This window comes from Dysgonomonas hofstadii, assembly GCF_014196915.1.
In the GTDB taxonomy this organism is placed as follows: Bacteria; Bacteroidota; Bacteroidia; order Bacteroidales; family Dysgonomonadaceae; genus Dysgonomonas; species Dysgonomonas hofstadii.
Genome location: NZ_JACIEP010000001.1, coordinates 395,705 through 408,219, shown reverse-complemented (window position 1 = coordinate 408,219; position 12,515 = coordinate 395,705). Strand labels below are relative to the sequence as shown.

The following is a 12,515-nucleotide window of genomic DNA, read 5'->3' as shown; positions in this document are numbered from 1 at the left end:
CTATTTCAAAGGTAAGACTTTTTTCATCAGGTCTACAAATATAGCTGCCATACGCTGTTGTATATACTCTTTTTCACCATTGTAAGGATGCCAGCCGAATTCTTCACCACTCACTTTTTCGTTATTATGAGAATAGATGATACTGTATTGTTTGCCTGTTACCGGATGCAAGGAGTCTTTCGAAAAGCCTATATATTTATCGAATTCGATAACAGGGAAACCCCATCTTTCGCCAAGTAGTCTTATCGCTTGATTGTAAGTCACACGCACATCGTGCCAATGAGTGGAAAATACGATAACAACAGGTTTTCCTGCGGGAGTATTGTAATATTTCGAATTCTTGTCGAATTTCAGATTATAGCATTCCGTAATATATCTTTTTATCATATAATCGTAAGCTGCTGCATAGTTCGAACGATCGAAAGGAACTGTATAATCGGTATAATTTTTCTTCAGACCGACTGTGTCCGCCACATTCTTATCATGGACATGCATTATAACAAGGGCATCTATATTCTCCAGTTCTTCCGCCGTATAAAGCTTGCCTTCTACCATCATGTTCGCCCCATCGGCTATAGCCTGTCCGCCTACCGCACGATTAATGGGTGTTGCATCCAGATATTTACAACCGAGTTCGAACCATCCATTGTTTGACGAAGCAAAGGAGGCACCGGTAAGTAATATCGTATATTTATGATCTTGTTTAACCTGAGCATTGCCTATTATAAAACAAAATAGGACAACAAAAAATAGTACTGTTCTCTTCATTTTCAATTAATCTAAACCGCTTATTTTCAATATATATTTAATAAAAAAGTTACAAAAGTTACACTTTTGCAGCTTTTTCTATTTTTGTGATTTTATTAATCTTATTGTATAATCCAGTGCTTTATCTGCCGGAACTTCGTAATCGGGTTTCACTCCATGAGTATAAGAGTCGTCAGCGCCGTATCCGTAGAATTTTTTCCATGATGTACCAAACCGCATTCCGGTATTAGGTAGTTTCGAGCTGGCAACATCCCCGTAACAGACAATAAGGCCACCTGTTTCTTCTCCAACAACCTTACCCATTTTAAAATAATGGAATGTCCATGTAAAATCGGCCGCAGACGAGAAAGTATGATTACTGCTAAGCAGATAACAATTACCGGAAAAACGCTTATCATTCTCCCGAAGATCTTCTAACTCACCCTCGTATGTACTGATGCCTAAAGTACGGATAGTATCATTGAATATCCTTTTCAGAGTGGGCGACACTTTCATCTCCATTTTTCCGAATTGCTGGAACGGAACAGGCGAAATATACTGGAACAGTTCATCCCCCAGCCGGGAATTACCACCTCCGTTTTCCCGTAAATCTATGATCAAATTTTTAATATCCTGTTTCTTTATTAACGTAAATGTGGAATCGAGAAAAGCGACAAACTTATCATGATCGCTGAACGAACGGAAATCTATTATGGCTGTATTATTTTCATTATCAACAGTCAATACAAAATCCTCCTTAACTTCCTTCTTTTCTTCCTTTTTATTTTTTGCTGTTATTTCATTGTACTGCCCCAGCGTAATTCCGTTCAGGGAAACAGTTTTCTTTTCATCACCAGTCTGATAAGTTATACTAAAAACAGAATCCCCATATATCATATAAGGAAATAAATGAAAATTCCATTTTACTCTTTCAAACTTAAACAGATTATTTTCCCCGCTGGCATAAGTCAAAAATTTATTGAGAATATCTCTAGTACTTCGTCCGTTTATTGACAGAACTTTTGCTCCCGCAGGTATATCTTTCTCGGAATAATTATTTTTAACAGTGACATCATATTTCTTTTTATCTATATCTACCTCAAAAGGAAAGACAATTTTCTTATTCTTATCAATCAGTCCCGCAGGAACGGAAACAGAGGTATGCCCGTCTTCCAGCTTCACGACCAAAGGATTAATTATCCGGTAGAAATCTACAACTGTCATCGAATCGCGAAATTGGGACTTTGCTTTTGCCATATCTTCTTCAAATTCCGTCTGGGGAAAAACAGCGAACAAGTTGGGATGAATGTCATACATCCGCGTATGTAAAGTATCGGCATCGGCGACCAATTGTTCTTTACCAAGCTTCTTCTGCGCAGTAACGCCGGATATAAAAAGGAAAAATAGTATTAACGAATAAGAAATCTTTTTCATTTTTGCCAGGCTTTTATTTTAATTGGGATATGATATTTATATAAAAGTACTTCATTTTCCTTTTTCATCAATTTCTCCAATCACCCTTATTTCCGTGTATAGATAAAGATATAATAAAATAATGCAAAAAGGTTGTCCAAGTTTTGGAACAACCTTTCCTATGATAAAAATTAGAATATCAATTAATATATGCAAGAATCTGATTCTTCTGAACCTTAGCTCCCTGCTTGGTTTCTATCTGAACAATCTTACCCGAAGTTAAAGCTTTCACTTCTTCTATTCCGTAATAAGTCTGGATGAAACATACAGTTTGTCCTTCTTTCACATCGGTTCCGATAACAGGAGCAGTAGACACATCGTCCACGTCGATCTGCCAGATAACTTGTCCGCTAACAGTAGCCTGCAACGGTTTTGCATCTGGATATTTAGCTGCGATAGCTTCCGCGTCGAACGCAGGAACTTCCACAACCTGACGTGTAACTACGATCGGCGCGCCTGCTTTTTCCTTCATCTTTTCCAGGTCTTCATTGAAACGCTGCTTGGCAAGGCCTGATCTGTAATCACGGTATTGACGGTCGTGCATAGCCAGTTCGAACAATTCTTCGTCATCCTCACCATACTCCCAACCGTTCGCATCCATCTCCTTACGATATTCGTCAAGGGCATCCGGATATTCGTCCTGAGGATTGCCTGTATAGAATTCAAGCCCTTTGGCTTTAGCAAGTTCAATGATCTCGTCATCCAGTTTGCCTGGAAGTGTTCCTGTCTTACCGAGGATCATATTCCAACTGTCTTTGTCGATGTTAGAAAAACGGGCTTGTCCCTGAGCCATAGCGAAAATATTCATCAATGCGATATTCTTCACATACTGGCTGAATGGAGTTACCAATGGCGGATATCCAAGCTTAGGCCATATATATTCTACTTCTTCGAACAATTGCACAACAAGGTCATTCAACGAAACTTCAGCCTTGCCATTATTGCGAAGCGCCATATTGATAGCTGGGTGCATATTGCGAAGGTCGGCCATCATAGATCCCATCATTCCGCCCGGAAGTCCACAACCTACAAGCAACGAGTTCATTATTTTGTTTGACGGGTCGATCCAGTAACCTAAGAAATCATCGATGAAAGATTGTGTCAAAGCACGGGCTTCCATATAAGCGCTCATATTGATGTCAGGGACTGAGAATCCGGCATCTTTTAGCATAGCTTGTATTGTAATAACATCAGGATGAACCATCCCCCAAGCCAATGGCTCGATGGCTGTATCAAGATAGTCGGCTCCGGCACGGGCAACTTCAAGCATAGAAGCTACAGAAAAACCAGGGCCTGTATGTCCGTGATATTCGATCGGAACATTAGGATGGCGGTCTTTCAATGCCTTCACCAGTTTTCCCAGAAAAGCGGGACGGCCTACTCCGGCCATATCTTTCAGACAGATTTCGTCAGCTCCGAAATCGATCAGTTTATCTGCAAAATTTACATAATACTCAACAGTATGGATCGGAGAGTGGGTAATACAAAGGGCAGTCTGGGAAATCATTCCTGCTTCTTTTGCATATTTCACCGATAGTTCCAGGTTGCGGGGATCATTCAACCCGTCGAATGAACGGGAGATATTCGTTCCCTGAGCGCATTTTACCTTAAACATCAGCTGGCGCACATCCTTCGGAACCGGATACATACGTAGGGCATTCAATCCACGTTCAAGCATGTGAGTCTGTATTCCTACTTTATTAAATGGTGCAGTCCATTCACGAACAGATTTATTCGGATTTTCACCATATAAAAGGTTAACCTGTTCGAAAGCGCCACCGTTTGTTTCTACACGGGCAAAACATCCCATGTCGATAATCACCGGCGCAATTTGTGTTAATTGATCCACACGTGGCTGATATTTTCCAGATGACTGCCACATGTCGCGATAGACAAGACTAAATTTAATTTCTCTTCCCATAACTGTTTTTAGATGTTATATTGAATAAGAGCTACATAGCATATAGCTATGCTCTAGAATCTATTAATTCATTCAGCGCAATTATCATACAAATTTAAGCCTTTCTCTCTGAATAAAAGAATAAAATAAATACTAAAATTATCAATTTGTCATAAAAAAAATGTATTTCTCATGCTTTACAGAGACCGTTTCTTAAAGCTGCACAGAAAGGCGAAATGTGAGCAGCTTTTTGTCAGGCAAAGATGACAATTTCATATTTTCAGTACAGGTAAAGATTGCTTATTCTGATAATAAAAGAAACATGCAAGAAGGGCGAAAAAAGAGGCTGTGCCAAAAGTAATAGTACACTATCAAATTGTTACCTTCTTTGTCATTGACTACGTAACACTCCGTCGAACGTTGTTTCTGAGTACAACGAAGAATCCCGACCCTCCGGAAACAAGATATCTGGCTCCGCTTCGCTCTGCCGATTTCCAATTCACTCCGTTCAACATGACAGAGAGAAAGTAAAAAATACTTTTGACACACCCTCCACTTGCACTAAAACACTACTTAATCTATAAAATCGAGGGATACCCTGTTTAGGAAAGCCACTGTTTTATGTATTTCCTTATACATCACAATGTCTTCGTTAACAAAAGGTACTTCCTTTCGATACTCTTTCAGAAACTCTTCCAGCACCGGAGAAGTTTTTGCCGGACGGCGGAAATCTATTCCCTGCGCGGCGTTCATCAACTCTATGGCAAGTATATGATTCAGGTTGTCCATTATCTTGAATAGTTTTACGGCCGCATTCGCACCCATACTCACATGGTCTTCCTGTCCATTAGATGAAACAATCGAATCACTCGATGCCGCATAACAGTACATCTTATTCTGACTCACCATCGAGGCCGACGTATATTGCGGGATCATAAAACCGGAGTTTACACCCGGATCGGCAACAAGGAATTCGGGTAATCCCCGTAATCCCATAATCAACTGCGCCACACGGCGCTCCGATATATTTCCGAGTTCGGCCAAAGCTATTGCCAGAAAATCGTAAGTAATGGCCAGAGGTTGCCCATGGAAATTCCCTCCCGAAACGATCTTATCCTCATCAGGGAAAATTGTCGGATTATCTGTTACTGAATTGATTTCGGTCAGTAAAACAGAAGCCACATAATTGATCGCATCTTTAGTTGCACCATGTACCTGCGGAATACAACGGAAAGAATACGGATCCTGAACATGCTCCTTCTTGCGTGAAATAAGTTCGCTTCCATCGAGCATTTTTCGGAAATTAGCGGATGTATCCTGTTGCCCCTTATGAGGACGCATAATATGCAATCCTTCGTAGAACGGATCGATCAATCCATCGAATGCTTCGAGTGAAAGTGTAGCTATTACATCGGCTTTTTTAGATATTTTAAAAGCACGCAGCATAGCAAATACGCCGTTCGCACTCATAAACTGGGTTCCATTCAGCAAGGCCAGGCCTTCTTTGCTCATCAGACGGATCGGCTTCCACCCGAATTCGTCGAGCACGCTCATCGCTTCACGCTTCTTACCCTGATAATATACGTCTCCCACCCCAATCAATGGGAGGAACAGGTTTGCCAGCGGCGCCAGATCACCTGATGCACCTAGCGATCCACGGTCGCAAACGATAGGAATAATATCGTTATTGAAAAAGTCGATAATACGTTGTACGGTGATTACCTGCACACCGCTATATCCAAGAGAAAGGGCGTGCGCTTTGAGCAACATCATCAACTTTACAACCACTGCCGGAATCTCTTCGCCTACACTACAGGCATGAGATTTTACCAGATTTTCCTGTAGGCGGGTCAGTTCATCAGGAGATATATTCTTATTACACAATGAGCCGAAACCGGTTGTAATACCATATAACGGTTCTTTGGATAATTCTATCTTTTGATCGAGATAATCACGGCACTTCTGAATACGCTGTTTTGCCTCATCGGATAATTCGAGTTTTAGATTTTTATTTATTATCTTTTCGATTATTTCAAAATCCAGATCACCCGAACCTACATAATATACATTCTTCATAGGCTTACAACATTTTGTTTACTTTCTCCAGCAATGCCTGTTCTTTAGCAACAGCGTCTTTTTCCAGTTGGTCGCACTCGGCTTTCATTTTAGCTACATACTCTTCATCCTTTAGCGAAGACAGATTGATCTTCACATTGAGTATCGCCCCCAATACAGCCGTCCGTGCCGACATCATGCTCACACAGGCATCCGTAACAGCGTTCTGGTTGCCTTTTTCAGCGACCTCGGCTATCAAATCCATTATGGCATAGGCACGGCGGGCTACTTCCATAGGAATTTCGGCGGCAATTTTAGTCGCTGCCTGTATCTGTTTGCTGCGTTCTGCTTTTTCTTCGTCCGTTTCTTTAGGTAATTTAAATGCGTCGAATACCTTATTGTATGCATCTGAATCGGCATCGATATCCTGAATGAAGAGCATCTGATGATTGTTCGCTGAAGCAGCGATCTGTTTCATCTGCTCTTCCCTGTCTTCATATTTTTTCTTTCCGATAGTCAGATTAGCGACCATTTCGGCCAATGCAGAAGCTATTGCTCCATTCAGAGCGGCGATACTACCTCCTCCGGGAACCGGATCGCTTCCTGCTGTTTTGGAGAGGAATTCTTTTATGGTTAAGTTTACTAGCATGGTATTAAGATTAATTTCAAGATTTCAGGTTTCAAAATTTCAAGATTGATAGGCTGAAATCTCATGTTATTAATATTTTATTTATTCTTTAGTCCGTTTATTTCTGCTTGTTTAAGATATTTGATAAAACCTTTTTATTTTTGCCATAATTTATATTTCAAAATTATATAATCATTTTCAAATAAAATCGGTGTTAGCCAATCTTGAAATTTTGAAATCTGAAATCTTGAAATTAATAAACAACCCCGTTCTTAATTGTTTTTTCCACAATATTCATCCCTATATGATAAGGCAAAAACTTATATGACGGGAATTCAAGTATCACCAGATCGCCTTGTTTCCCTACATCTATGCTACCAATCTTATCAGCCCGGCCGACAGCCGCCGCGCCATTGATAGTCAGGGCTGCTACTGCTTCTTCAGGTGATAACTGCATATAAATACAGGCTAAAGCAAAAAGCAGAGGGATAGAGTTGGTAAAACTACTTCCCGGATTGAGGTCTGTAGCCAGAGCCACCGCACAACCCGAATCGATCATATAGCGCCCACGGGCGTAATGCTCTTTCAGTGAAAATGCTGTGCAAGGTAATAATGTAGCGACTACCCCGCTTTCCGCAAGATCTTCAATCCCATTATCCGAAGCCTGTAAAAGATGATCGGCCGAAAGAGCTTTTAGTTCGGCTGCAAGTTCTGCTCCACCTAAAGTAACAATCTCATCAGCATGTATTTTCAGTTTGAAACCAAGATTACGGGCAGCAGTCAGGTATCGTCTTGACTGTCCGATATCGAATACATTCTTCTCACAGAAAATATCGCAACATTCAGCAAGGTCTTTCTCCCTAACTTCGGGCATTACTTCTTTTATCATATAATCGAGAAAAGCATCTTCCCTGCCCTTATACTCCGCAGGTGTGGCATGCGCCCCCATAAACGTGCTGACAATATCGACAGGATGTTCCTCGTTCAGGGCTTTCATAACTTCGAGTTGCTTCAACTCTGTTTCCTTATTCATACCGTAACCACTTTTACCTTCAACTGTGGTAATACCCAGTTTAAGCATAGAATCGAGTCGCTTACGACCTGCTTCTTTCAACTCATCGAAAGTGGCTTTGCGTGTAGCTGTCATGGTATTATGAATGCCGCCGCCTCGTTCCATGATGGACATATAGCTGTCGCCACGCATCCGCCACGAAAATTCTTCCTCCCTGTAACCTCCAAAGATGAAATGTGTATGCGAATCCACAAAACCGGGTAAAACAGCTTTCCCTGTAGCATCTACAATCTTGTGATTGGGAAAATCGGATAACACCGGACAATCAGCATCCTTACCAACATAGGTAATTACTCCGTCAGTAATAATCACTGTACCGTCTTCTATAATTTGCAGATCGGACATTTCACGTCCTTTCTTAGCTGAAAATGCACTACAAGTGACGAGTTGGGATGCGTTTTTTATGATTAAGTTTCCTTGCCTCATATTTTATATTAGTTAGTTTGTCATTCTGAACGGAGTGAAGAATCTATATTAAAAGAGATGTTTCGTTACACTCAACATGACAGAGACAAAAGAAAAACTACTCCATCAAATGAGTTTCCAACACCTGCTTGGTAGAGAAATCTTCAAGTCCGAGGTAATATGCCGCTGTATCTATCAATGCATCCATGGGAACCAGCCCTATAATTTCCGCTCCTACTACAGCTACCCCATAACGATTGGCCTCGATGCGGACAAGTTCGTGCGCACGGTAAATCGCTGTTTTAGTGAAATCAGTCAGATTCATAGACACCTGCACGATTCCTCTTTCTTTCAGTTCCACACCCATCGCTTTACAGAAGCGAAGACCACCACCTAAAAAACGTACTTTCTTCGCAATGGCATCAGCTATTTCCAGTTTGTCTGTATTCAGGTTTACATTGTATGCTACCAATGGCATACGGGCACCGATTACCACTGCTCCGGCTGTAGGGTGTGGTTGATCAGGACCAAAGTCGGGCTTCCATTCCGGATTAGCCATTTTGTCTTTCAGGCCTTCAAATTCTCCTTTGCGTATCTTAGCCAGGTTCTCCCGATCAGGGGTAGACGCGGCTTTTTCATAGAGGTAGACAGGCAGATTGTAGCGGTCGGCAACAGTTTTAGCCACTTCTTTGGAAAGCGCAACAGCTTCTTCTGTCGTCATATTGCGGATAGGGATAAACGGTACGACATCGACTGCACCCATACGGGGATGCTGACCCTCATGTTTTGTCAGATCGATAATATCCACCGCAATGCCTACGGCTTCGACCACTGCGTTTTTAAGAGCTTCGGGCTCTCCAACAACTGTTACTACCATACGGTTATGGTCTTTGTCAGCACTGTAATCGAGTAGTTTTACACCTTCTTTCGCACGGAAAACGCTGACTATTTTCTCTACTTTCTCCAGATCACGTCCCTCACTGAAATTTGGAACACATTCAACTATTTTATTCGAATTCATAAATATATAAATTTCAAGATTTCAGATTTCAAATATTTTATGTGCTACAAACCGGCAATGTTCCATATCGCTGGTCATTCCCATATTTTCCCAAGCCAGTTCGAAAAGGTATTTGGAAATTTTCACTTCATCGGCACCCTGCATCTTGAGCCGGAAAATAAGAGGGGTATATCCCTGATATTCATCCCTGATATTTTCATTATCATTGATTCCGATGGGATCCCAGTCTTCCCAAAGGATCAAATCAATTGCGTCATATATTTTCTTTTCACTAAAGGTCATTGTACTATTCCTCTTTCATTTTCTCAAAATCCTCTCTTGTTATAATCTTAAGAGTTTCAGTTTCAACATCCCATATACTGACATAATTCCCCGATATAACAAAATGCCTTTTCCATTCGGCAAATTTAGCATACAGCATCAGGGTACAAATATCGGTAGGTGTAATAAAATCCCCTGTTCCGGGAGCATGTGAATGTACTGTGGCAACAACTTCCTTTCCCTCACTCTCTCCGAAATATATCGGGATCAGATTTTGATGTATCTGTTTCTTTCCGATCAGGTTATCTTCCCTGTCGAATGTCAGTACATAATCGTTACCAAAAAGAACTACACCTTCTTTATTTGGAGCCGTGAGCGCATATACTTTTCCTCCGTCCTTATTGAATACCGGGATAAGATTCAGGTTTGAATTCGAATAGCTTTTAAATAAAGTATCCTGCTGTACCTCAACCAACGCCTTTGTCCGTATGATATACAGATCTTTTTCGAAATCCCTGAAATCCCTTTCCTTAAAATCGATCGTCGCCGTTTCAACAATACTGATATCACCAAACGACACTACTCCGAGCACTCTCGGGTTTTCCCCTTTTGAAAAGAATAAACATTTGGGAGTATCTTTGTCCACATAGGAAAAATAGCCACCGATACGTTCATTTTCCTGAAAACTATTCCTGAAAATATCCGACCCATGCCATGCAGCCAGTTCAAGACGGTAAAGAAGCTTTCCCTCCTGCATGATTTCTTCTGCTTTTTCCCTAAGATTTATTGTCTGGGAAAAAGAATTCATAGAAAAGAATATAAGTATCAGTATTATTAGTTTTTTCATTTATTGCACAATTCTTTTATAAGATTTTCATCTGCCAGATAAGGCATGGTTATATGGTAGCCTTTTTCTTCGTGCGACCGGTTGAACGATTCGCAGGTTTCCATCGCATGATCATTCCGTGCCCACGAACGGCGGGCTACACCTCCCATCACATCCCATATCATGGATGAACGTATAATCTCATCGATTCGTTCACTGCCATCACAAACGAGTCCGAAGCCGCCATTTATAGATTTGCCAATACCTACGCCACCCCCGTTATGTAAGGCTATAAGACTCATGCCCCGGGCTGCGTTTCCGGCAAAGCATTGCACAGCCATATCTGCCATCACATTGCTACCGTCTTTTATGTTGGCGGTTTCGCGGAAAGGAGAATCCGTACCACTAACATCATGATGATCGCGCCCCAGCATAATAGGGCCAACCTCGCCGTCACGCACCAGTTTATTGAAGCGCAGGGCAATATTCATCCGCCCCAAAGCATCCTGATAAAGAATGCGGGCTTGCGTACCTACTACCAGTTGATTTTTTTCCGCATCACGAATCCAGTCATAGTTGTCTTTGTCCTGTCCCCTGCGGTCGGGATCGATACATTCCATAGCCGCACGATCAGTTTTTATAAGATCTTCATGTTTTCCGCTAAGGCATACCCAGCGGAACGGACCGTAGCCGTAATCGAACAATTCGGGCCCCATAATATCTTCGACATACGATGGCCAGATAAAGCCGTCTTTTTCATCAACACCATTCTTTGATATTTCTTTTATTCCGGCATCGTAAATGGCCTTCATGAAGGAATTACCATAATCGAAAAAATAAGTACCTGCTGCTGTAAGCTTCCTGATTATTTCGAAATGACGCCATAATGATCTGTTTACTAATTGACGGAACATCTCCCTGTCCTCTTTCAACAAACGGGTGCGCTCTTCGAAAGAAATGCCTACAGGACAATAGCCCCCTTCGTAAACAGCATGGCACGATGTCTGGTCGGAAAGAAGATCTATGTGTATTTTATTGATCTCTGCATATTCGAGCAAATCTATAATATTACCATAATAGCCAATGGAACACGGGCGTTTTTCTCTTTGGGCTCTCTGTGCCAGCTGAAACGCATCCTTTTCATGCGACACAATATGATGCACCCATCCCTGATTATAGCGGGTTTCGATGCGTGAATAATCCACCTCTGCCGTAATAGAAACTGCCCCTGCGATATCGGCAGCTTTTGGTTGTGCTCCACTCATTCCTCCCAGCCCGGAAGAAATAAACAGGTAGCCTTTCAGATTTTCATTCTGAGGGATACCAAGCTTCAGGCGTCCGGCATTCAGCAAAGTATTGAACGTACCGTGAACAATCCCCTGCGGACCTATATACATCCATCCTCCGGCTGTCATCTGCCCGTAATTTGCAACACCCATCTGTGCAGCGATTTCCCAATCGGCCTGATTATCGAACATGCCGACCATCATAGAGTTGGTTATAATCACACGTGGGGCATCGGGTTTCGATTTGAATAATCCAAGCGGATGACCTGATTCGATGACCAGTGTTTGCTCAGATGTAAGAACTTCCAGATATTTCTTTATCAGTTGGTATTGCATCCAATTCTGACAGACCTGCCCTGTTTCGCCATAGGTAACCAGTTCGTAGGGATAAAGAGCAATATCAAAGCACAGATTGTTGTCAATCATCACCTGAAAAGCTTTTCCTTCAATGCAATTACCTTTATATTCATCGATTGGTTTCGGGCAAATATCCCCCTGCGGACGATAGCGGTAGCCATACACTCGTCCACGCGTTTTGAGTTCCTCCAAAAATTCGGGAGCCAATCTTTCATGTAACTCATTTGGAATATAGCGCAAAGCATTCTTCAATGCAACTTCGGTCTGAGCCGGAGTCAACCTATAACCTCTGTCGGGTGCACGACGTATTCCTTCGGCGAAAGAAGGGTATTGCGGTAATCGATTATCAAGCCTTATTTCCATACTATCTTCGATTCTCTATTATGACTTTCGAAGATAAGATTTATATTTTTAGAATAAAAGGATTTAAGTATATTTTATTGACAAATAGATCATATAATACCCCATATACATTAGACGCAAC

Annotated in this window: 11 protein-coding genes; 1 reads left to right on the top strand and 10 read right to left on the bottom strand. The window is 41.6% G+C overall.

Features of this window, described 5'->3' with window-relative positions; genetic code table 11:
* The 3 genes from GGR21_RS01210 to GGR21_RS01200 form a co-directional block, all read right to left on the bottom strand.
* A complete protein-coding gene (locus GGR21_RS01210) occupies window positions 1-768 on the bottom strand; it encodes a DUF5040 domain-containing protein (protein ID WP_183305314.1) in 768 nt (255 codons plus the stop codon).
* Between the two features lie 78 nt (window positions 769-846).
* Complete coding sequence (locus GGR21_RS01205; protein WP_183305313.1) at window positions 847-2,181, bottom strand: S41 family peptidase; 1,335 nt, start codon at window positions 2,179-2,181, stop codon at window positions 847-849.
* A 178-nt stretch (window positions 2,182-2,359) separates the two neighbouring features.
* On the bottom strand, window positions 2,360-4,141 hold the full coding sequence (locus GGR21_RS01200) for a biotin/lipoyl-containing protein (RefSeq protein WP_183305312.1): 1,782 nt from the start codon (window positions 4,139-4,141) through the stop codon (window positions 2,360-2,362).
* Between the two features lie 327 nt (window positions 4,142-4,468).
* On the opposite strand from GGR21_RS01200, the gene GGR21_RS01195 reads away from it, so the two are divergent.
* Window positions 4,469-4,651: a hypothetical protein gene (locus GGR21_RS01195; protein WP_183305311.1), complete on the top strand. Its 183-nt coding sequence runs from the start codon at window positions 4,469-4,471 to the stop codon at window positions 4,649-4,651.
* Between the two features lie 42 nt (window positions 4,652-4,693).
* Here the strand turns inward: GGR21_RS01195 and hutH are convergent, their stop codons facing one another.
* The 7 genes from hutH to GGR21_RS01160 all read right to left on the bottom strand — a co-directional run bounded on the left by hutH (window position 4,694) and on the right by GGR21_RS01160 (window position 12,394).
* Window positions 4,694-6,196, bottom strand: coding sequence for a histidine ammonia-lyase (hutH, locus tag GGR21_RS01190; protein WP_183305310.1), 1,503 nt, complete (start codon window positions 6,194-6,196; stop codon window positions 4,694-4,696).
* Between the two features lie 4 nt (window positions 6,197-6,200).
* Window positions 6,201-6,824 (bottom strand): cyclodeaminase/cyclohydrolase family protein, encoded by a 624-nt coding sequence (locus tag GGR21_RS01185; RefSeq protein ID WP_183305309.1) that lies wholly within the window; start codon window positions 6,822-6,824, stop codon window positions 6,201-6,203.
* Between the two features lie 232 nt (window positions 6,825-7,056).
* Window positions 7,057-8,301 (bottom strand): imidazolonepropionase, encoded by a 1,245-nt coding sequence (gene hutI / locus GGR21_RS01180; RefSeq protein ID WP_183305308.1) that lies wholly within the window; start codon window positions 8,299-8,301, stop codon window positions 7,057-7,059.
* Window positions 8,302-8,398: 97 nt separating this feature from the next.
* Window positions 8,399-9,301 (bottom strand): glutamate formimidoyltransferase, encoded by a 903-nt coding sequence (gene ftcD / locus GGR21_RS01175; protein ID WP_183305307.1) that lies wholly within the window; start codon window positions 9,299-9,301, stop codon window positions 8,399-8,401.
* Window positions 9,302-9,322: 21 nt separating this feature from the next.
* Complete coding sequence (locus tag GGR21_RS01170; RefSeq protein WP_183305306.1) at window positions 9,323-9,583, bottom strand: hypothetical protein; 261 nt, start codon at window positions 9,581-9,583, stop codon at window positions 9,323-9,325.
* 4 nt (window positions 9,584-9,587) lie between these two features.
* Entirely contained in the window at window positions 9,588-10,409 is an 822-nt protein-coding gene (locus GGR21_RS01165) for a hypothetical protein (RefSeq protein ID WP_183305305.1), read from the bottom strand.
* Complete coding sequence (locus tag GGR21_RS01160) at window positions 10,406-12,394, bottom strand: urocanate hydratase (RefSeq protein ID WP_183305304.1); 1,989 nt, start codon at window positions 12,392-12,394, stop codon at window positions 10,406-10,408. The genes GGR21_RS01165 and GGR21_RS01160 overlap by 4 nt, the downstream gene beginning before the upstream one ends.
* Window positions 12,395-12,515: the final 121 nt, after the last annotated feature.

What these genes read in the sequence shown, in the direction of transcription:
- GGR21_RS01210 (WP_183305314.1), bottom strand. Translation starts at nt 768, where the DNA reads ATGAAGAGAACAGTACTATTTTTTGTTGTCCTATTTTGTTTTATAATA.
- GGR21_RS01205 (WP_183305313.1), bottom strand. Translation starts at nt 2,181, where the DNA reads ATGAAAAAGATTTCTTATTCGTTAATACTATTTTTCCTTTTTATATCC.
- GGR21_RS01200 (WP_183305312.1), bottom strand. Translation starts at nt 4,141, where the DNA reads ATGGGAAGAGAAATTAAATTTAGTCTTGTCTATCGCGACATGTGGCAG.
- hutH (WP_183305310.1), bottom strand. Translation starts at nt 6,196, where the DNA reads ATGAAGAATGTATATTATGTAGGTTCGGGTGATCTGGATTTTGAAATA.
- GGR21_RS01185 (WP_183305309.1), bottom strand. Translation starts at nt 6,824, where the DNA reads ATGCTAGTAAACTTAACCATAAAAGAATTCCTCTCCAAAACAGCAGGA.
- hutI (WP_183305308.1), bottom strand. Translation starts at nt 8,301, where the DNA reads ATGAGGCAAGGAAACTTAATCATAAAAAACGCATCCCAACTCGTCACT.
- ftcD (WP_183305307.1), bottom strand. Translation starts at nt 9,301, where the DNA reads ATGAATTCGAATAAAATAGTTGAATGTGTTCCAAATTTCAGTGAGGGA.
- GGR21_RS01170 (WP_183305306.1), bottom strand. Translation starts at nt 9,583, where the DNA reads ATGACCTTTAGTGAAAAGAAAATATATGACGCAATTGATTTGATCCTT.
- GGR21_RS01165 (WP_183305305.1), bottom strand. Translation starts at nt 10,409, where the DNA reads ATGAAAAAACTAATAATACTGATACTTATATTCTTTTCTATGAATTCT.
- GGR21_RS01160 (WP_183305304.1), bottom strand. Translation starts at nt 12,394, where the DNA reads ATGGAAATAAGGCTTGATAATCGATTACCGCAATACCCTTCTTTCGCC.